Annotated in this window: 15 protein-coding genes; 7 read left to right on the top strand and 8 right to left on the bottom strand. The window is 70.8% G+C overall.

Annotation, left to right across the window (positions count from 1 at the left end; translation table 11 throughout):
- Positions 1 to 59: 59 nt before the first annotated feature.
- Genes fabG through G3I56_RS11810 form a run of 5 tightly spaced genes read left to right on the top strand, consistent with a single transcriptional unit; the run spans position 60 to position 5,572 of the window.
- Positions 60 to 806, top strand: a complete 747-nt coding sequence (fabG, locus tag G3I56_RS11830) for a 3-oxoacyl-ACP reductase FabG (protein ID WP_164408883.1) — start codon at positions 60 to 62, stop codon at positions 804 to 806.
- A gap of 22 nt (positions 807 to 828) precedes the next feature.
- The gene (locus G3I56_RS11825) at positions 829 to 2,079 is read left to right on the top strand and encodes an acetyl-CoA C-acetyltransferase (protein ID WP_203689722.1); all 1,251 of its coding nucleotides are present in this window, start codon (positions 829 to 831) and stop codon (positions 2,077 to 2,079) included.
- 1 nt (position 2,080) lies between these two features.
- Positions 2,081 to 3,556 carry an OB-fold domain-containing protein gene (locus tag G3I56_RS11820; RefSeq protein WP_164408882.1) on the top strand — a complete coding sequence of 492 codons (1,476 nt, stop codon included), beginning with the start codon at positions 2,081 to 2,083 and terminating at the stop codon, positions 3,554 to 3,556.
- On the top strand, positions 3,553 to 4,761 hold the full coding sequence (locus G3I56_RS11815; protein WP_164408881.1) for an acetyl-CoA acetyltransferase: 1,209 nt from the start codon (positions 3,553 to 3,555) through the stop codon (positions 4,759 to 4,761). Before G3I56_RS11820 ends, G3I56_RS11815 begins: the two co-directional genes overlap by 4 nt.
- A gap of 16 nt (positions 4,762 to 4,777) precedes the next feature.
- Positions 4,778 to 5,572 (top strand): glucose 1-dehydrogenase, encoded by a 795-nt coding sequence (locus tag G3I56_RS11810; protein ID WP_164408880.1) that lies wholly within the window; start codon positions 4,778 to 4,780, stop codon positions 5,570 to 5,572.
- A 51-nt stretch (positions 5,573 to 5,623) separates the two neighbouring features.
- Here G3I56_RS11810 and G3I56_RS11805 read toward each other — a convergent pair whose 3' ends face one another.
- Positions 5,624 to 8,323: a branched-chain amino acid ABC transporter permease/ATP-binding protein gene (locus G3I56_RS11805; protein ID WP_164408879.1), complete on the bottom strand. Its 2,700-nt coding sequence runs from the start codon at positions 8,321 to 8,323 to the stop codon at positions 5,624 to 5,626.
- A 151-nt stretch (positions 8,324 to 8,474) separates the two neighbouring features.
- Here G3I56_RS11805 and G3I56_RS11800 point away from each other — a divergent pair, with 151 nt between their 5' ends.
- Positions 8,475 to 9,716, top strand: a complete 1,242-nt coding sequence (locus G3I56_RS11800) for an ABC transporter substrate-binding protein (protein WP_164408878.1) — start codon at positions 8,475 to 8,477, stop codon at positions 9,714 to 9,716.
- A gap of 47 nt (positions 9,717 to 9,763) precedes the next feature.
- Entirely contained in the window at positions 9,764 to 10,525 is a 762-nt protein-coding gene (locus G3I56_RS11795; protein ID WP_343239923.1) for an ABC transporter ATP-binding protein, read from the top strand.
- A gap of 88 nt (positions 10,526 to 10,613) precedes the next feature.
- On the opposite strand, the gene G3I56_RS11790 is transcribed toward G3I56_RS11795, so the two are convergent.
- The 7 genes from G3I56_RS11790 to G3I56_RS43725 all read right to left on the bottom strand — a co-directional run bounded on the left by G3I56_RS11790 (position 10,614) and on the right by G3I56_RS43725 (position 20,849).
- A complete protein-coding gene (locus G3I56_RS11790) occupies positions 10,614 to 12,134 on the bottom strand; it encodes an MFS transporter (protein ID WP_343239922.1) in 1,521 nt (506 codons plus the stop codon).
- 126 nt (positions 12,135 to 12,260) lie between these two features.
- The gene (locus G3I56_RS11785; RefSeq protein ID WP_164408877.1) at positions 12,261 to 15,380 is read right to left on the bottom strand and encodes an alpha-N-acetylglucosaminidase TIM-barrel domain-containing protein; all 3,120 of its coding nucleotides are present in this window, start codon (positions 15,378 to 15,380) and stop codon (positions 12,261 to 12,263) included.
- A gap of 20 nt (positions 15,381 to 15,400) precedes the next feature.
- Positions 15,401 to 16,342: a beta-glucosidase gene (locus G3I56_RS11780; protein WP_164408876.1), complete on the bottom strand. Its 942-nt coding sequence runs from the start codon at positions 16,340 to 16,342 to the stop codon at positions 15,401 to 15,403.
- Complete coding sequence (locus tag G3I56_RS11775) at positions 16,339 to 17,271, bottom strand: hypothetical protein (RefSeq protein WP_239134835.1); 933 nt, start codon at positions 17,269 to 17,271, stop codon at positions 16,339 to 16,341. The genes G3I56_RS11780 and G3I56_RS11775 overlap by 4 nt, the downstream gene beginning before the upstream one ends.
- 14 nt (positions 17,272 to 17,285) lie before the next feature.
- Positions 17,286 to 18,716 carry an alpha-L-fucosidase gene (locus G3I56_RS11770; protein WP_164408875.1) on the bottom strand — a complete coding sequence of 477 codons (1,431 nt, stop codon included), beginning with the start codon at positions 18,714 to 18,716 and terminating at the stop codon, positions 17,286 to 17,288.
- 43 nt (positions 18,717 to 18,759) lie between these two features.
- Positions 18,760 to 19,059, bottom strand: a complete 300-nt coding sequence (locus tag G3I56_RS43730) for a DUF1349 domain-containing protein (RefSeq protein ID WP_239134834.1) — start codon at positions 19,057 to 19,059, stop codon at positions 18,760 to 18,762.
- Between the two features lie 35 nt (positions 19,060 to 19,094).
- On the bottom strand, positions 19,095 to 20,849 hold the full coding sequence (locus G3I56_RS43725; protein ID WP_343239921.1) for a GDSL-type esterase/lipase family protein: 1,755 nt from the start codon (positions 20,847 to 20,849) through the stop codon (positions 19,095 to 19,097).
- Positions 20,850 to 20,882: the final 33 nt, after the last annotated feature.

Below are 20,882 nucleotides of genomic sequence, written 5' to 3'. Positions count from 1 at the left end.
TTTCAGCATAATAGGTTATCTATTTGAGAGGAATAGCGTCGAGCCAGGGGCGGGCTGACATGGGACTGCTGGACGGCCGCAACGCGGTGATCACCGGCGGCGCACAGGGCATCGGCTTCGAGATCGCCGGAGTACTCGGCGCCGAGGGCGCGTCCGTCGTCCTGGGCGACATCAACGAGGACGCGGTGGCAGAGGCCGCCGAACGCCTGGTCAAGCACGGCGTGGCCGCCACCTCGCTGCGCTGCGACGTCACAGACGAGGACGAGGTCGCCGCCCTCGTCGCGCACTGCACCGACACCTTCGGACCCGTCGGTGTCATGGTCAACAACGCCGGGATCACCCGGGACGCGACCCTGCGCAAGATGGCCCTCGCCGATTTCCGTGCCGTCGTCGACGTCCATCTCACCGGCGCCTGGAACGGCACCCGGTACGCCGCCGAGGCGATGCGCGCGCACGGACATGGCGGCAGCATCGTCAACATCTCCTCCATCGCCGGCAAGGTCGGCAACTTCGGCCAGACGAACTACAGCGCCGCCAAGGCCGGACTCGTCGGCCTCACCAAGGCCTCCGCCAAGGAGCTCGCGAAGGCGGGCATCCGCGTCAACGCCGTACAGCCCGGCCTGATCCGCACCGCCATGACCGAGGCGATGCCCCCGGCCGCCTGGGACGCCAAGCTCGCGGAGATCCCCATGGGCCGCGCCGGCGAACCCGCCGAGGTCGCCAATGTCGTCCTCTTCCTCGCCTCCGACCTGGCCGGTTACGTCACCGGAGCCGTGGTCGAGGTGACCGGCGGCCGGTACATGTGACCACTCACGAAAGGCATGCCTGATGCCCGCCCTCCTGCGTGACGCGGTGATCTGCGAACCCGTGCGTACACCTGTCGGTGGCTACGGAGGCGTCTTCCGCGATGTGCCGGCGACCGAGCTCGCCGCCACGGTCGTACGCGCCGTACTGGACCGCACCGGCATACCGCCCGCCGCTGTCGACGACATCCTCCTGGGCCAGTGCTACCCCAACGGCGAGGCCCCCGCCATCGGCCGCGTCGCCGCCCTGGACGCCGGACTGCCCGTGGAGGTTCCGGGACTCCAGATCGATCGCCGCTGCGGCTCCGGACTCCAGGCGATCATCACCGCGGCGATGCAGGTGCAGACCGGCGCGAGCGACCTCGTCCTGGCCGGGGGCGTCGAGTCCATGAGCCAGGCCGAGTTCTACACGACCGACGTGCGCTGGGGAGTGCGAGGCGCCGGCACCACGCTGCACGACCGGCTGGCCCGTGGCCGCGTCACGTCCGGCGGGGTCAACCACCCGGTCGCCGGGGGCATGTTGGAGACCGCCGAGAACCTGCGGCGCGCGTACGGCATCCCCCGCGAGGAACAGGACCGACTCGCCCTGCGCTCGCACGAGAAGGCCCTCGCGGCGCAACGGGAGGGCCGGTTCGCCGACGAGATCGTGCCCGTCACCGTGCGTACGCGGAAGGGCGAGACGGTCATCGACACCGACGAACACCCGCGCTCAGACTCCTCGTTGGAGAAGCTGGGAAGGCTGCGCCCCGTCCTCGGCCGCCACGACCCCGACGCGACCGTCACGGCGGGCAACGCCAGCGGACAGAACGACGGCGCCGCTCTCTGCATCGTGACCCACCCCGAGCGCGCCGCCGAACTCGGCCTGCGCCCGCTGGGCCGCCTGGTCTCCTGGGCCGTCGTCGGCGTGCCGCCCGAGACGATGGGTATCGGGCCGGTGCCCGCCACCGCCAGGGCCCTGGAACGGGCCGGGCTGAAACTCGCCGACATCGACCTGATCGAACTCAACGAGGCCTTCGCCGCCCAGGTACTGGCCTGCACCCGCGAATGGGGCCTGACCGAGACCGACTTCGAGCGGTTCAACGTCAACGGTTCCGGCATCTCGCTCGGTCACCCCGTCGGCGCCACCGGAGGTCGCATCCTCGCCACCCTGCTGCGCGAACTGGACCGCCGCCAGGCCCGCTACGGCCTGGAGACCATGTGCCTCGGCGGCGGCCAGGGCCTGGCCGCCGTCTTCGAACGGCCGACCGACCTCACGAACACCCCTGGAGGACGCTGACATGGCCGGACTGATCGCCTACGGGGCCTACGTGCCGTACCACCGCCTCGCCCGCGCGGACGTGGCCGCCGTACTCGGCACCGGAGGGGGCAAGGGGACCCGCGCGGTCGCGGGCTACGACGAGGACACCACCTCCCTCGCCGTCGAGGCGTCCCGCGTCGCCCTGGCCCGCGACGGCCTGCGCGCCCGCATCGGCCAGCTCTTCCTGGCCACCGCCGCACCGGCCTACCTCGACAAGACGAACGCGACCGCCGTCCACGCGGCGCTGGGCCTCGACGAGCACGTCCTCGCCGCCGACATGGCCGGTTCGGTCCGCTCCGTCCTCGGCGCGCTGGTCACCGCCGCCCGCTCGCCGGTCCCGACGCTCGCGGTCCTGTCCGACCTGCGCACCGGCCTGCCCGGCGGCGCCGACGAGACCGCAGGCGGCGACGGCGCGGCGGCCTTCGCCTTCGGCGGACACCGCAACGGAGCCCCCGTCATCGCCGAACTGCTCGCCCACGACACGGTCAGCGACGAACTCCTCGACCGCTGGCGCCTCCCCGGCGCACCCACCTCCCGCGTCTGGGAGGAGCGCTTCGCCGAGGAGATCTACGTGTCCCTGGCCGACAAGGCGCTCACCGCCGCCCTCGACCACGCTGCCCTCGACATCGGAGCGATCGACCACTTCGTCGTCTCGGGCCTGCACGCACGCGCTTGCGCGACGGTACGGCGTACAGCGGGCGTACGACCCGAGGCGGCGACCCCGGACCTCGCCGCGGCGATCGGCAACGCCGGCACCGCCCAGCCCGGCCTGCTCCTCGCCGACGTCCTCGACCGTGCCCGCCCCGGCGAGGTCATCGCGCTGGTCGTCCTCGGTGACGGCGCCGGAGTCCTCCTCCTGCGCGCCACCGACGCGCTCCCGGCACACCGCAGCACCCGCCCGGTCGCCGCACAGATCGCCGAGGGCAGTGCCCCCATCCCGTACGCCACCTACCTCACCTGGCGCGGCCTCCTCGACCGCGAACCACCCCGCCGCCCGGACCCCGAGCCGCCCTACGCCCCGCCCGCACACCGCCGTACCGCCTGGAAGTACGGCTTCGTCGCCTCCCGTTGCGAGAAGTGCGGCACCCGGCATCTGCCGCCCGACCGGGTGTGCACCTCCTGCCGGAGTGTCGACGCCATGGCCGACGAGCCGATGGAACACGTACGCGGCACGGTCGCCACGTTCACGGTGGACCGGCTGGCCCACACACCGAGTCCGCCGATGCTCGTCGTGGTCGTCGACTACGACGGCGGCGGCCGGTTCCGCTGCCAGCTCACCGACGCGACGGAGGCGGACGCCGTCATCGGCGCCCGGGTGGAGATGACGTTCCGCCGCACGGTCACCGCCGCCGGGATCCACAACTACTTCTGGAAGGCCCGGCCGGTACGCACGGGCGAGCCCGATGAGACCGACGACATTGACAACACCGACGACACCGAGGAGACACGCGGATGAGCTCGCACGGAATCCGGGACCGGGTCGCGATCGTCGGCATGGGCTGCACGTCCTTCGGCGAGCACTGGACCCGCTCGGCGGACGATCTCCTGATCGACGCCGTCGGTGAGGCGGTCACCTCGGCCGGCGTCACCCTCGACGACATCGACGCGTTCTGGTTCGGCACCCAGGCCTCCGGCGTGTCCGGGCTGACCCTGAGCCGGGCGCTCCACCTGCCCAACAAGCCGGTCACTCGCGTCGAGAACATGTGCGCGACCGGCTCCGAGGCCCTGCGCAACGCCTGCTACGCCGTCGCCTCCGGCGCGTACGACATGGCCATGGCGGTCGGCGTGGAGAAGCTCAAGGACTCCGGCATGTCCGGGCTGTCCGGCACCGCCATCCCGGGCGCGGGCGACGACAGCCGCGGTGAGATCACCGCCCCCGCCAACTTCTCCCTCCTCGCCCCCGCCTACGCCGCCAAGTACGGCCTGGCAGAGGAGGAGTTGAAGGACGTCATCACCCGCATCGCCTGGAAGAACCACGTCAACGGCGCCCGCAACCCCCGCGCCCAGTTCCGCAAGGAAGTGCCGCTGGAACGCATCCGGTCCGCCCCGATCATCGCGGGCATGCTCGGCGTGTTCGACTGCTCGGGTGTCTCGGACGGCTCGGCGGCGGCGATCGTCGTACGCGCCGAGGACGCCTACAGGTACACCGACAAGCCGATCTTCGTGAAGGCGCTGTCCTTCGTCGCCGGTCCGGCGGACGGACTCCTCGACCCGGCCTACGACTTCACGACCTTCCCCGAGGTCGTCGCGTCCGCCCAGGAGGCCTACCGGCAGGCGGGCATCACCGACCCGCGCGCCGAACTCGCCCTCGCCGAGGTGCACGACTGCTTCACGCCGACCGAGTTGGTGCTGATGGAGGACCTGGGCTTCTCCGAGCGCGGACAGGGCTGGAAGGACGTCACCAGCGGAGCGTTCGACCTGGACGGCTCACTGCCGGTCAACCCGGACGGCGGCCTGAAGGCCTTCGGCCACCCCATCGGCGCCTCGGGCCTGCGCATGATGTTCGAGGCCTGGCTCCAACTGCGCGGCGAGGCGCCACCCGAGCGGACGGCCAGATCCGTGACAGAGGGGCGCTCGCTCGCCCTCACGCACAACCTTGGCGGCGGACCTGGCGAATGCGTCTCCTTCGTGTCCGTTGTCGGCAGCCGACTCACCGACTAAGAAAGGCGATTCGGTCATGGGACGACTCGAAGACAAGGTAGCGATCGTCACCGGCGCCGCGTCCGGCATCGGTGCGGCCACCGCCCGCCGCCTGGCGGCAGAGGGCGCGCACACGGTGGTCGCCGACCTGAACCTCGACGGCGCCAAGGCGGTGACGGAGGAGATCCGCGCCGCCGGGGGCTCCGCGACGGCGGTCCCGGTCGACCTGGGTGACGTGGCGAGCGTACGGGCCATGGTGGCCACGGCCGTCGACACATACGGCGGCCTCGACGTCCTGCACAACAACGCGGCGGCCACCCACCTGGCCGCCCGCCTGGACCTCGCCGTCCTGGAGGCCGACCCGGCGGTCTGGGACGACACGATGCGCATCAACCTACGGGGGACCATGGTCGCCATCCAGGCCGCCGTACCGCACATGATCGCGCGGGGCGGTGGCTCGATCGTCAACACGTCGTCCGGGGCCGGCCTCGCGGGCGATCTGCGCAACCCGGCGTACGGCGCCTCCAAGGCCGCCCTCATCAACCTCACGCAGTACGTGGCCACCCAGTACGGCAAACAGGGCGTGCGCTGCAACGCCATCGCACCGGGGTTCATCGTCACGCCGGCCAGCTCCGGCTCGGCGCACGGGGCGATCCGGGAGGCGATGCTGCGCCATCACCTCACACCGCGCCTGGGACGCCCGGAGGACGTCGCCTCGGCGGTCGTCTTCCTCGCCTCCGACGAGTCCGCCTTCATCACCGGGCACACCCTGCGCGTGGACGGCGGACTGCTGTCACATCAGCCGTACGTCGCGGATCTGCGGGACGCCTGAAGAAGCGAGGCCGGAGGCGCTTCCCGTACGGGAAGCGCCTCCGGCCTCGCTTCAGACCGCTGTCTCCGGCTCCAGGTCGCCGAGGTAGGCTGCCCGGACCGCCGGATCCTGGCGCACCTCCTCCGGCGTACCGGCGCAGATCCGGCGGCCGAAGTCCAGGACGACGACCTGGTCGCAGACGCTCATCACCATGTCGACGTCGTGCTCGACGAGCAGCACCCCCATGCCCCATTCCTCGGCGAGCCGCCGAACCAGGTGAGCCAGCTCCCGCGTCTCGTCGTCGGACAGCCCCGCCGCCGGTTCGTCGAGGAGCAGTACGGACGGCGAGGCAGCCACCGCGCGGGCGATGGCCAGCAGCCGCCGCTCCCCGTACGACAGGTCGCCCACCGGCCGGTCCAGACTCTCCTGGAGGCCGAACTCCCTTACGGCGACCAGTACATGGGCGGGCAGTGGACGGCTGCCGGGGCGGATCAGGTCCGTGAGGTACGTCCACCGGCCGGGCCGGTCGCAGGCCGCGTACAGGTTGTCCAGGACGGTCATGTCCTCGAACAGCTCCAGCGACTGGAAGGACCGGCTGAGTCCGGCGGCGGCCCGGCGGTGCACCGGCAGGCGGGTCGCGTCGCGGTCGCCGAGGCGTACGCTGCCGGACGCGGCCCTGGTGAACCCGGTGACGGCGTCGATCGCGGAGGTCTTGCCGGCGCCGTTGGGCCCGATGAGACCGACGACCCGGCCCGGCTCCACGTCCAGCGACAACCCGTCGACGGCGACGACACCGCCGTAACGCACGGTCAGATCCCGTATGTGGAGGGGGAGTGGCGGCGCGCGGCGCACCGTTTCCGACGCCTCCCCGCGCACGGTCTCCGGCGCGCTCGCGACGCGCCTGGCGGACAGCCTGTGTTGCACGCCCGCCGCCTGTCTGCCGAGTTCTCTGCCGATACCGTCCTGGTTGCCCACCAGTGTCAGCACCAGGATGATCCCGCCGATCAGCGGCATCCACTCGCTCAGTCCGGGCAGCACCAGGTCCCCGAACCGGGCACCCACCGTGCCCGCCGCGAAGGTCGCGCCGAACAGCGGGCCGACGAGGAAGCCGACCCCGCCGATGACCGCGAGCCCGAGCGCGGTGATGGACTCGAAGCTGGCGAAGTCGGAGAAGACCACCGAGGTCGAGCGGAAACCGGTGAGGACCCCGGCGAGCGCGGCGATGGCGGCGGAGAGGCCGAAGGCGTAGAGCTTGGCGGCGCGGACGTCGATGCCGAGGGCGGCGGCGGCACGCTCGTTCGCCCGTACGGCGATCAGACGGCGGCCGGACCGGCTGCGCCGCACGTTGGCGACCACGAGGGTGGCGGCGACGAACATCACGAGCACCACGGTGGCGTACCGCTGCGGATGGTCGACCCCCGAGATGCTGATCCCGAAGAGGGTCTGCTTGCCCACGGCGATGCCGTCGCTGCCGGGGGTCGTCGACAGGTCGGTGTTCTGGAAGACCATCGCCTCCAGGGTGGTGCCGAGCCCGAGCGTGATGATCGCGAGGTTGACGCCACGGGTGCGGACCGCCGGGAGCGCGAACAGCAGGCCGATCGGCACCGTGCCCAACACGCCTGCCAGCAGGGCGAGTTCGAAGGGCCAGCCCCAGTCGGCCGCCGCGTGCCCGGCGATGAAGGCGCCGGTCCCGGCGAGGGCGTAGGCGGCGAGGGAGACCTGTCCCGCGTAGCCGGTGACCACGACGATCGACAGGATGATCAACGCCATCACCAGGGTGGTGGTGATCGCGTCGGCCCACAGCGGAGTCGACAGGCTCACCAGCAGCAGCCCCAAGGCGACGGCGAGAGCCAGCGGCACCGGGCGGACCCGGCCGGAGCCCAGGGCGGGCAGCCGGTCCAGGAACGTGCCGCGCAACGGCAGTGCCTTGCCACGCGCGACCAGCACCAGCGCGATGAAGAGGAACGGCACCGACGAGGCGAGCCCGGTGACGTCGGAGCCGAAGCGGGTCAGTTCGGACTGGACGACGCCGATGACGAGACCACCCGCCAGGGTGACGGGGAACGAGGAGAACCTGCCGACCAGGGCGGCGGCGAGAGCGCTCAGCAGCAGGGTGGTCAGCCCGGTCACCGACAGCCCGATGACCGGCACGATCAGGATGCCCGTGAGCCCCGCGAGCGCCGAGCCCAGCGCCCAGTTGCCGGTGGCGATCAGGTCCGGGGACCAGCCGAGCGAGGCGGCGGCGCCCTCGTTCTCCGCGACCGCGGTGGTGCCCAGACCGAACAGGGTGTGCTTGTAGAGGAGATGGAGGACGGCGGTCACGACGACCGCGATGGCGAGCAGCCAGACGCGGTCCTCGGTCACCGTCGCCCCGGCGATCGTCAGCAGCCGGGTCGGAAGCTTGCCGGGCACGAGCTGCAGGCTGTCGCCGTAGCGCTTGACGGCGATCGCGGTGAGCACGATGAACACCGCCAGGGTGCCGACGAGCCGGGCCAGCGTGGACGCACGGCGCAGCGGGCGGAGCACCAGCAGATGGGTGAGCACTCCCAGCAGCGCGGAGGCGAGCACCCCGCAGGCCATGGCCGGCCAGTACGGCACACCGTGCCGGCCGGCCAGCTCCCACTGGACGTAGGCGCCGGCCATCCCGATCGAGCCGTGCGCGAAGTTGAGGACGCCGGACCCTCGGTAGACCAGCACGATGCCGTGCGCGGTGAGCGTGTAGAGCGCGCCCAGACCCAGGCCGAGCAGGGCGAACCTGAGGATGTCGTCCATCGGGGAACCTCCCAGGGGCAGTACGGGACAGCAGACAGGGCAACGGACGAGACAGCACATTCAGTTAAATAATTGTGCCGAGAGTACTTCACTAACTCGAAAACGCACCCCATGCTGTTCGCATCTCGACGACGAGCACCGCGGAGGAACCATGAACGACTCACGCCGACGCAGAACAGCCGCAGCGAGCTGTCTCGCGGTGACCGGAGTCCTGCTCGCAGCGGGCTGCGGGGGAGAGGCCGCCGGCAGCTCCACGGAGAGCACCTCCCTGAAGGGCGCACCGGTCAAGGTGATGGTCTGGACACCGGAGGACACCCAGGGCAGCGCACAGCCCGGGGTCCGCCTCACCGCCCAGGCCTACGAGAAGTGGATCAACGCCAACGGCGGCATCAAGGGCGGCCCGCTCAAGGTCCTCACCTGCAACGAGAAGAACGACCCCGACGAGGCCGAGAAGTGCGCCCAGCAGGCGGTCGCCGAGAAGGTGGTCGCGGTCGTCGGCTCGTACAGCCTCGCGGGCGACCGCTACATGCCCATCCTGCAGAAGGCCGGCATCCCCTACCTCGGCGGGACCGGCGTCTCAGCCGCGGAGTTCTCCAACCCGCTGTCGTTCCCGGTGAACGGCGGCACCCCGGTCGTGTTCGCGGCACACGGGCAGCAGTTGGTGCAGGAGGGGTGCAAGAAGATCTCCGGCGTACGCTACGACGTCGCCGCCGCGGCGATCGTCTCGCAGTTCCTCACCCTCGGTGCGGTCTCCGCCGGAGGGACACCGCCCAAGGACCTCAAGGTGCCGGTCACCTCGACCGACCTCGCGCCGCAGGTCGCCGCGGCGACCAAGGGCAGCGACTGCGTGGACGTCATCCTGGGCACGCACTCTGACCTGTTCGTGACGTCGTACGTCCAGTCCGGCGCGAAGACGAAGCTCGGCAGCGTCGTCGGCAATCTCACCCCGCAGCTGGCCGAGAGCACCGGCGGTGCGAACAGCCCGCTGGAGGGCTCCGCGATCACCGGCTACTACCCGTCGACCTCCGACCCCGCCTGGAAGGACTTCCTCGCAGCCATCAAGGGCAACAAGGACATCGACCCCACCAACGGCGCCAACGGCACGACCTGGGTGGCGTTCAAGGTCTTCACCGAGGCGGTCAAGAAGCTCCCGGACATCTCGGCCAAGGCACTGGTGCGGGAACTCGACACCACCACGGGCATCGACACCGGCGGTCTGACCCCGCCGTTGACCTGGAGTGCGTCGACCGCTCTGCCCATCAAGGGCCTCGACCGCATCCACAACGCCACGGCCACCGAACTGACCATCCGCGACGGCAAGATCGAGTGGGCCAAGCCCGGATCGACCTTCGTCGACGTCCGGAAGATGCTGACAGCCATGTCGTCCGGCTGATCCGGCTGATCCTGTTGACCGAGCTCATCCGGCTGAGGAGATAGCCCGTGCACGACATCGACGTGCCCCTGATCGAGACCCGCGCCCTGTCTGCCGGATACGGCACCCGGCCCGTCGTACGAGACCTCGACATACAGGTTCGTCCCGGTGAGGTCGTCGCCCTGCTCGGCCCCAACGGCGCGGGCAAGACCACGACACTCAGGGCGCTGTCCGGCGACCTGGCCCCGATGAGCGGAGAGGTGAGCTGGCTGGGCACCCCCGGCCACGCGCCTCTGCACCGGCGCGCCCGCGAGGGCCTCGCATACGTCGGTGAACGGGCCGTCTTCACCCGACTCGACACGACCGACAACCTGCGGGTCGGCCGGGTGACGCCGGACCGGGCGATCGAGCTCTTCCCGGAACTCGAGAAACGTCTGAAGGTCGGCGTGGGCATGCTGTCCGGCGGTGAGCAGCAGATGCTGTCGCTGGCCCGCGCCCTGTGCCGGGCCCCCAAGCTGCTCCTCGCGGACGAACTCTCGCTCGGCCTCGCCCCGCTCGTGGTCGACCGTCTCCTGCGCGCCGTCCGGGAGGCGGCCGACCACGGTCTGGGCGCGCTGCTGGTCGAACAGCACGTGCGCAAGGCGCTGGACATCGCGGACCGCGTGTACGTCCTGCACCGAGGCCGCATCACAATGACGGGCACCCCGAAGGAACTGCGCGGAAACCTGGACGCGATCGAGTCCTCGTACCTTGCGGAAGCGACCGGGGAAGGGGCCGGGGAAGGGGCGGGGGAAAGGACCGCAGGAGAGGCAACGTACGCAGCCGACTGAGGCGAACGCCGGGGCAACGGCACGCGAGCGGATCCGATCACTGGTCCTGTCCGGCGGCACCGCAGTCGGCCCACGCCTCGAATCCGTCTCACTCCAACCGCTTCGATTCCGTCGGCATCACGGTGCCGACGGAATACGCGGATCCTCCACGGTCGGCCCGGGCGCGGGTGATGCCCCACCCCACCAGCGCCGCAGCCAGGACCGTGAGCGTGAGGCCGGCCCAGGTGACCGCGTCGCGGAACTCCGTGGTCTGGTGAGTGCTCCAGCTCGATGTGGCGATATCGCCGGTGAAGAGCGCCGCGAGGATGGTCCCGCCGACAGCGATGCCGATTCCGGTGGTGACCTCGCTTGCGGTGTCCACCAGCGCCGCTCCGACGGTGGTGCGGTTGGCCGGGAGGCCGCGCATCACGTTGGTCCCGGCGACGACACCCACAACGCGCATACCGGCGGCGACGAGCACGAGCGCGAGGGCGACCCACACGTACCCGAAGCGGCCCAGCAGCCCGTAGACGGCGAGCCCGCACACAACGGCTCCGGCGCTGAGCCAGGCGGCCTTGTCGAGACCGACGCGCCTGACCAGCGGACCGATGAGAGCACCACCGGCGACGAGCACGACGACCTGCGGCAGCATTCCCATGGCCGCCTGCGCGGGCGTCCAGCCCCAGTCGAGCTGGAGCTGCAGGGTCACGAGATAGCCGAGGCCGGCGGTCGCAAGGCCTGCGGCGGCTTTGAACGCCAGGCCGCTCGACACGAGTGGGCGAGCGACGAGTCCGAGGTCGAGCAGTGGATGGCGGGCAGAACGCTCACGGACGACGAACAGCACTGCCGTAACGACGGCCGCTGCCGTGGTCAGCCATGGGAGAGGCGATGTGGCGCCCGAGTCGACGAACAGCGTCGGTGCGACCAGCGCGAGCACGATCGTGGCCGTGCCGAGCAGGGCACCCGCGCCGTCGATCGGGTCGCGGTGCAGCTCGTCCGCCCTGTCGGCGGGGATGCCGCGTCGAATGCCGATGAACGCGAGTGCGGCGATCGGCACGTTCACCAGCAGCAGCACCTGCCACGGCGCGAACGCGAGTACGAAGCCACCAGCCATGGGCCCTGCCCCGAGTCCGACCAGGCCCACGGTCGAGATCAACGTCGTCGCACGGACGCGGAGCACGTCGTCGTCGAACAGGCGGAACGCCAGGGCGAGAGAACCAGGCGTCGTCATCGCGGCGGCGACGCCCATCGCCGCGCGGATCGCGATGAGCTGCTCCGCTGTGGTGACGAACGCGGTCGCCAGGCTTGCCACGCCCAGCAATACCAGCCCGATCAGCATGACCTTGCGGCGGCCGACCCGGTCGGCCAGCGCGCCGAGGGCCAGCATCAGCCCGCCGAACACGACGGCATACACGCCCGTGACCCACTGCAGCACAGTCGTCGACGCCGACAGCTCGCGGCCGATGGTCGGCAGGGCGACATTGAGGATCGAGTTGTCGAGCATCTCGAACAGAAACACCGCCGACAGCCCTGCGAGGGCTACCCCGGCTTCGCGGAGGGAGTTCGGCGAACCAGGCGTTTCGATCGGGGAGTCGACTTTGTCGACAGCCTCACTACGGCGGACATTCACGCGCACTCCTTCGATGTGAAGAAGTGGCGGCTCGTCCGAACCACGTATGCGCGTGTGGCCCCTGCTCCATCAACCGGCGTCGATGCCCAGCAGTGACCACACGTTTTTACTTCAAGTGCTATGACATTACACCACCGTGAACCCGTCGAACGTGGCGATGCCCCGGGTCCCGGTCCAGCCGTTGGCCGCGGTCATGAAGACCCCGACGTCCTGTACGGCGCCCGCGCCCGCCGGCGTGGCCGTGCCCACCGTCGTCCAGGTGACGCCGTCCCCGCTGACCTCCCCGCGGTACGAGGCGTCGGCCCTGGTCAGCCGCAACCGCACCGGCGCGGTGAAGGAGCCCGACAGCGCGATCGAGTCGAAACGACCGTCACCGTCGGCGTCCCAGCTCAGCGCGCAGCCGTTGGACGGCGTGACCGCCAGGTTCACATAGCCCGCGCTTCCGTGAGTGCCCAGGTCGTTGCGGACGACGAGGCCCGCCCGTGCCCAGCCCCCGGTCGCGTCCTGGGACGTGACCGTCACCTCGGCAACGGCTGCGTCACCGTACGCGCCTGCCCGGTACACCGCGCCGAACTCGTTGGTGGCGCCCCACAGGTCGGCCCCGGCACCCTCGACGGCGATCTCGTCACCGGCCTGGCCGAACACGGCGTCGTTGTAGGAGACCGTGCGGTACGGGTCACCGACCCCGGCCGCTGCCACCAGCCGTACCGGCGCCACCGCCTTCCCGCCGCCCGCGTAGGACGCCGCCGCGACGACCCGGCCGACCAGCTGCGCCGGCGTACTCGCCAGTGAGACCTCGAAGCGAGCGGTGACCGTCTCGCCGGACGCCACCGACACCGTACGCACCGGATCGAGCGGCTTCACCGCCAGGCCCTCGGGGGCGGTGACGGAGAGGGTCACGTCGCGTGCCGCCGCGAAGCCGTTCCTGTTGGTGAAGGTGACCGTCACCGTCGCGGGCCTGCCCTCGGCCACGGCTCCCCGGTCGGCCCCCGCGCTGAGGGCCGCCTGATGGGGAGCGGCGGCGAGCAGGTCACGCACTCGCCGGGCCAGGGCGTACGGGGAGCCGTGGGGCTCGGTCGGGTGCTTCTCGTGCGCGTGCGCCCAGCGGTCCTCCAGGGCGAACCAGTCGATCGTCGCCGGGGCCTCGCCCGTGGCGAGACTCCTGGCGAGCGCTTCGAAGTACGTCCTCCAACGGGTCCGGTACAGGCCGCCGACCAGCCCCGCCCACTCCCGGTTCGCGTAGTCGTGGAGGCCTTCCTCGCTGCTGGCGCGTCCGCCCCAGGTGGTGACGAGGGAGCGGACATCGTATTCCAGGCGGTCCTTCTCGGCCCGGTCGGCACCCCAGGAGCGGGCGTCGGCGAGCCATCGTCCGAGCAGGTGCGGGCCGGAGGCCGCCAGCAGTTCGTCGAGGAGGTCCATCCAGTCCAACCAGGTCCTGGTCAACTTGCCGAACGGGGCCTTCTCCCCGGCGTCGTACGCGGCCTTGATCTGCGGCAGCAGGACACGGCTGCGGTTGGACAGAACCTGCCGGGCCACGTCGACGATGTCGTAGCGGTAGGCCGAACTGTTTCTCAACTCGGCGCGCACAGCGAGAAGTTCGGTGAGCGCGGTGTCGAAGACCGTGGTGTCGTAGCGGTCCTTCTCGGGGCCCCAGGCAGCGGCCTTGTTCGCTGTCAGGCTCGGGCGGGCGCCGAACAGACCGTCGGGCGCCTCGCTCCAGGAATCCGCGCGGGACATGTTGTACGCGGTGTCGCGGATCGTCTGCCAGGCCGCGGCGGCATGCCGGTCGGGGCCGCCGTAGCGGGAGAGGGCGTACGCGGCGAACCAGTCGTCCAGGTCGATGGTGCCGGGCGTCCACGCCAGGTCGGTGAGGAGGGCGAGAGCGGGTGCGTTGTTGTCGGCGGCCTCCGGCATCGCCGCGATACCGGCGAGCGAACTGCCCTCTTTGTCACGCCACTTGGGGTACTGCTCCACCCAGTCCGGGGCGTTGGCGCCCATCGGGGTGTGGCCGCCGAAGTTCCAGATGCTGCCGAAGGCGTAGGGAGTGCCGTCCCAGTCGCTCTCCCGGTCGGTGACCGTGGTGTAGCGGTCCGACAGGCCGTCCACGATCAGCATGCGGCTCTTGTCGACGCCGTCGAGCAGCGCCCTGGACGGGTTGGTCTGCCAGCCGAGGATCGCCCAGACGGCCCCCGGGTGGGCCTTCTGCAGCGCCGCCTCGACGGCCCGCGCGGCCTCGCCCACCGGTACGTCCCCGGGGTTGCCGCCCTCGTGCAGCAGGTCCATCTTGTACATCGTGCTGTCGCCGAACCGCTGCGTCTGGGCCCGGTAGAAGGTGGCGGCCACGTCGTCGAAGGCCGGGGTGCGCGGGTCGAGCCAGTCGGGGCGTTTGAAGGCGCCCCAGTCGCCCTGCGCCACCACTGCCGCGTCCCCGCCGTGCTTGGCGGGGAAGTCGTCCGGGACACTGCCGTAGTAGCCCGGCAAAACCGGAGTCATGCCCAGGTCACGTATCCGGTCGATGATCTTCTCGGCGAGCGCGGCGCGTCGCTCGATGAGCTGCCGGGAGACCGGCCCGCCGAAGCCCGACATGTTCTGCAGCAGCCACCAGGGCTGGTGGGCGGGGGCCGGGATCCAGGCACGCATCTCGGCGTCGGAGTACCCGAAGCGGCGGAACGTGTCGTAGTAGACGGCGTCGCCGCCGATGTAGACGAGGACCCGGTTTATCCCGTGCGCGGCCAGCACATCCAGCTCGTGCTGCCAGGCGTCCCAGTCGCGGTAGGCGCCGGTGTAGCCCTCGTTGGTGTCGTTGAAGGCGAAGCGGTGCGGTACGTCGGCCGTTCCCGTGATCTGCTCGTCGGGCGCGGGGAGTCTGCGTGGCAGGTTCAGCTGCTCGCCGGTCCAGGAGACGGAGGCGTGCGCGGTCCGCCGCAGGTAGGTGTGGAGACCGGTGAGCAGCACGGCGGGGCTGGTGCCCTCCACGGTGATGTGCCCGGCCCGGCCGGTGACCCGGAAGCAGTCGGCGTCTCCGTCGACGGCCCGAAGGGTGACCTGCCGGTGGTGGTCGGGGAGCAGCCGCTTCAGCGCGGCTGCGGCGGAAGCGGTGTGGAACAGGGCGCCGTCGGCCGCGTACGCGCCCTGCGGACGGGCCAGCAGCGCGGCGCCGCCCAGCGCGACCGTACCCGTGAGGACACGTCTGCGGGTGACACCTGTGCTGCCGATGATGCCGAGATCGCCTCGGTCGTCGTGCATGAACGTCCTTCCGGCAGAGCTCAGTTGGTCGTGTTGGGCGTGCTGGTCGTCGTGATCGTCATGGCGAAGACGTGCAGGGCGGGGGTGCCCGCCTGGAGGCCGTCGCTGACTTTGGGCAGGACCAGGGAGCGCAGCTCCTTGCCGGCCGCCAGATCGATGCCGAAGGTGAAGAGACTGACGGGGTTGTCGTCCCGGCCGGTGGCGATGTGGCGGCATGGCAGCACCACCGCGGCGGAGGAACTCGCCCCGTACCAGTCGGGGACGGCGACCGAGAACGCCTGCTCGGTGCCGTCGGCGTAGACGACCTTGCCGTCGCCCTTGCCTTCGCCCCAGGTGCTGGTGCCGAGGAAGGACAGCCGGGAACCGGAGCCGGACATCAGCACACTCTGGCCGGAGGAGACCACGTTGTCCTTGCTCCCGGGCCGGGTGTCCGGCCAGGTGAAAGGCACCCCGTCGTACGTGACCGTGGCGCCCGGGGTCAGGCCCACCGACGCCAACGCCTCGGCGGACAGACTGGAGTTCGAGCCGTCGATGTTCGCGACGGTGAGGGCGTCGTCGGACGCGATCCCCGCGTTGTCGAACGCCCCGGGAAGTGAGCGGGACGGCATCGTGACGGAGGAGCTGGCGCGGGTGCAGTCGGAGCCGTGGCGGTGCACGTCGAAGAGGGCGTGCGCGGTGAACACGATCCGGCCCTCGGCGTCGTCGGCCAGCCGGGTCCGCCAGGTGCGGGTCACCGACCGTCCGGGGGCGAGGGTGCCCAGGTTGCTCGGTTTCCCGGTGTCGTCCACGGCGAGGTAGAGAACGGCGGCGCGCAGCGCGATGCCGGTGGTGTTGGTGAGCGTGGCGGTGAGGGTCACGGCCTTGCCCGGTTCGGGTGCGGGCGGGGTGACGGTGAGCGAGACCGGTGGCGGGAGGAAGTCCTCCTCGGGGCGGTACGCGTTCTTGGTGCCGTGGGTGTTCATGACGCCTCCACGCTGAAGTGGTCGAACACGGCCCGGACCGTCGTGCCGGGAAAGTTGAGGTTCACGGCGCTCGCCACCACGCCGGCGTCCAGCGAGCCGGCCGCGGAGGGCACGGTCACGCTCGCGATCTCGTTCCACGCGAGGCCGTTGTTGGTGCTGCTGTACGCGGTGTAGGTGGTGCCGGCGCGGACCAGCCGCAGCAGAGCGGGGTGGGTGGAGACGCCGCCGCCGGCCCAGGTGTCGAGGTGTCCGTCGCTGTCGCTGTCGGTCATGAACTCCACGCCGTACGACTTGGACATGGTCAGCACCGCGTAGCCGCCCTCCTCCGGCGCGGTGAGGTCGTTGGCGACGGCGATCCCGTACTTGGCGGTGGGGTTGTCGCTCCCCGTGAGACCGACCGTTTTGACCTGCACGACACTCGCTGTGGCGGCGGAACCGGGCAGAAGGATGCCGCCCTTCTCGTCACGGCCGCCCGACAGGTCGCCGCCGCCCGCCCAGATCACCAACTGGCTTCCGTACTGGCCGAATTGGGCGTCGTCGGTGGTGGCGAACGTTCTGTAGGGCTCCCGCACCCCGTTCGCCTCGTAGGGCACGCTGACGGTCTTGGCGGCCCGCGCGCAGTCGGCGCTGCGTCCGTCCACGTCGAAGAGGACGTGCGCGGTGAACGCGACGTCCCCGGCGACGTCGGCCGGCATCGACGTGCGCCAGCTTCGGGTGGTCTTCGCGCCGCGGCGCAGATCACCGAGCGGGATGGTGCGGGTGGCGGTCGTCCTGCCCGGGTCCACCAGGTAGAGGACGGCGCCGCGCAGCGGGAACGGGCAGTCGTTGACGAGGACCGCGGTGGCGGTGACCGCGTCGCCGCCTGTTGGCTCGGCGGGTTCGGTGGTGACGGTGAGAGTGGGACCGAGGGTGTCGGTACGGGTGCTCACGCTCTGCAGGCCGTTCACCGTCGCTCCCAGTCGACGGTGAAGGTGTTGGCGAGCTCGCTGGGCAGCGTCTCGGGGACGCTGATGTGGACCTTGCCGTCGGAACGGGTCCATTTCAGCGACCCGTTGTGGCCGAGCAGCCGGATCCGCGATGTCGCGGACAGGGGGATGTCCGTCGGCACGGAGAGGATGCCGCTGGGGGAACCCAGCACGATGATGTTGAACTTGCCCGGGCTGACGGTGTACCGGATGCCGAGCGGGCTGCCCTCCTCCTCGGCCCGCACCCAGGGCGTCGAGCCGTAGATCGCGGGCCCGTTGATGTCCAGCCAGGCGCCGATGTCCCGCAGCCGCCGCTGCATCACGTCCGGGATCGTGCCGTCCGGCTTCGGTCCGATGTTCAGCAGCAGGTTGCCGTTCTTGCTGGTGACGTCGGCGAGCAGACGGACGAGGAACTCGGAGGTCTTGTAGTCCTCCTCGATCTCGAACTTGTTGTAGCCCCAGGAGTAGCCCATCGTGATGCAGCACTCCCACTTCTGGGGATCCATCGTAGGGTTGGTGCGCTGCTCGTAGGTGGCGAAGTCGAAGTGCGTGTCGAAGCGGTCGTTGACCACGACACCCTTCGGCCTTCTGCGGTTCTTGGCCTGGTTGTAGTAGTGGGAGATGGGCTCCTCGCTACGCCACGGCGGTTCGCCGGGCGGCCGGAACCACTGGCCGTCCGCCCACAGCAGTTCCGGGTCGTAGCGGTCGATGATCTCGTTCAGCTGTTTCAGTTCGTAGTCCCCGATGTAGTCGTCGACCGGCCGGTAGCCGGTCATCGGGACCTCTTCACCGGTGTAGAAGTTCTTCATCGGCCGGCCGAGCGCCGGGTTGAAGTACTCGCCGAGCGAGTAGTACAGGCCGGGCCGTACCTTGCCGCGTCGGCGGGCGGCGGTCATCAGCTCGCCGACCAGGTCGCGTTTCGGGCCGTACTTTCCGGCGTGACGGTCCGTCACCTCGCTGGGCCACAGGGCGAATCCGTCATGGTGCTTGCTGGTCAGGGCGAAGTACTCGGCCCCCGCCTGCTCGAACAGCCGGACCCAGGCGTCCGGGTCGTAGTTCTCGGCGGTGAACTGCGGGATGAAGTCGTCGTAGAGGAAGTCCTGGCCGTAGGTGTCGCGGTGGTACTTCCAGGTGGGGTCGGTGTTGTAGCTCTGGTACCAGAGGTACCACTCGGAGGCCATCTGCCGGGCGGAGCCGGCTGGGACCGAGTAGACGCCCCAGTGGACGAAGATGCCGAACTTGGCGTCCTTGTACCAGCGTGGCACGGGATGCGTGTCGAGGGACGCCCTGGTGGGCTGGTAGTCGGGGATGCCGCCGCTGATCGCCTGGGCGGCACCGGGTGGGGCCAGGAGCACTGCTGAGCCGAGAGCAGTGGCCGTGGTCAGGAAGCGCCTACGGCTGACGTTCACGAAAGGCCTCTCAGTCGATGGTCGCGCAGGGGATCGGTGGTCCTCAGCCGGTGGTCGAGAAGGAGTCGAAGACGGCTGTGGTGTTCTGGCCGGGGTGGTCGAGGTTGACGGCGCTGGCGACCATCCCTGCGTCGAGGCCGCCGTCGGTCGCGGACGGCACGGTCGCGGTCCCGATCCGCTGCCAGGAGGCGCCGTCGGAACTGGCGTACGCGGTACAGGTGGCGCCGTCGCGGGTGAGTCTGAGCCAGGCCGGGTGGTACGAGGAGCCGCCGCCCGCCCAGGTGTCGAGCCGGCCGTCGCCGTCGCTGTCGGTCATGAACTCCACGCCGTACGACTTGGACATGGTCAGCACCGCGTAGCCGCCCTTCTCCGGGGCGGTCAGATCGTTCGCGACGGCGATCCCGGCCTTGGCGGAGGGTCCGCTGCCGGTCTGGCCGACGAGGCGCGCGGTGAGGCCGCCCGAGGCGGGTACGGCGTCCGGCAGGTGGATGGCGGCCAGGCCTTCTCGTCCTTCCAGCCGGCCAGGTCCTGACCACCTGCCCAGATCGCGAACTGGCCGTCGTTCTGGGCGTATTGGGCGTCGGCTGCAGTGGTGAACGTCCGGTACGGGAGCCGGACGGCGGTCGGGACCGGGGTGACGTCGGCGCCCACGCTGTCGGTGTCGTGGCGCGTCCGTCCGGCCTGTCGGTAGGAGGCGCGTACGCCTATGTCGTACGGCCCCCATGCCGCGTCGGAGGCCGGGGTGACGCGCCAGGTGACGCCGGAACTCCCGCCGGGGGCAAGGGAGTCGACGCCCGTCTTCCCCTCCGCCTCGGAGGTCCAGCCGGTCGGCAGGCGCAGCGCCGTCGTGACCCGGGTGACCGCTTTGGGGCCGGTGTTGGTGACGGTCGTGGTGATCTCCGTGGCGCGGCCTGCCGGGAGGCCCGGGTGGTACGGGGTGAGCCGGACGCGGGCCGAGGGGCAGCCGCGGGCGGCACCGAGACCGGCCAGGTCGACCGCGTCGGCGAACGCCTTCATCCCGGTGTCGTTGGGGTGCAGATGGTCACCGGAGTCGAACGCGGCGGCGTAGCGGGTGGGGTCGTCCGGGTCCCGTACCGCCTTGTCGAAGTCGGCGTAGCCGTCGAACACGCCGCCGTCGCGGACGAAGGTGTTGACCTTCTGCCGGTCGGCCTCCTTGGCCTCGGTCCACCAGTCGCCCCAGCCGCGATATGGCACGACGGTCGCGCCGATCACCCGCAGCCCGTGGGCGTGGGCCCGCCGCGCGATCTCCCTCATCCCGTCGATCACCTGGTCACCGGTGGCGCCGCCCCAGCTGAGGTCGTTGACGCCTTCGAAGAGGATCACCGTCCGGGCGCCGGGCTGGGACAGCACATCGCGCTCCAGCCGCTCCGGTGCCGACGGGTTGCCGTCGGTGCCGGCCGTGATGCGGTTGCCGCTGATGCCCGCGTTCAGCACTCCGGCGGGGGTCGTGCAGTCCGACAGCCGGGCCGCCAGATAGTCGGGCCAGCGCCGGTTGGCGCTCGATGTGGAGGAGGCCCCGTCGGTGATGGAGTCACCGAGCGCGACCACTGAGCCCCGCGCAGGCCCGCCCCGCACGTCGACACCGGTGAGGAAGGGGAAGGTGGAGTCGGTCGTGGTGAACGCGTCACCACCGGCATCCCCGGCATGGTCGCCGCCGCCGTCCGGCGTCCAGTAGACGGTCTGGAGGCCCATCCAGTGCTGGCTGACGTGGGTGAGCCGACCGGGGAAGTACAGGCTCACCACCAGGTCACTGCGGGCGGCCACGGGAATCCGCACCCCGTCACTCGCCGCCTGCCCGCCGGCCGGGATCGTCACCTCCCCCTTACCGCCGAACGTCAGCTCGCGCGGGCCGGACACGGACGAGCCGCTCGTGCGCCGGCCCACGGTCGCGTGTCCGATCGTCACCGGCTGGTCGGTGAACGCATTGGTCAGCCGGATCCGGACGCTCGTTCCGCCCGCACTGACGTGCACCGGGATCCGTACGGTCACCTCAGAGGTACCCGGGTCGTACGACGCGTGCTGCGCGGTCGCCCAAGTCCCCGTCCAGCCTTGCTGTTCGGCCCCCGCTTCGGCAGCACCCGCCGGAAGCAGGGCCGCCAGGAGGGCCGCCACGGCCACCGTGGCCCGGGCAGCGAATTTCCCCGG

This window comes from Streptomyces sp. SID12488 (assembly GCF_010548275.1).
Taxonomy (GTDB): domain Bacteria; phylum Actinomycetota; class Actinomycetes; order Streptomycetales; family Streptomycetaceae; genus Streptomyces.
The sequence above is the reverse complement of the archived record's forward strand: the minus strand, read 5'-3'. Positions and strand labels throughout refer to the sequence as shown.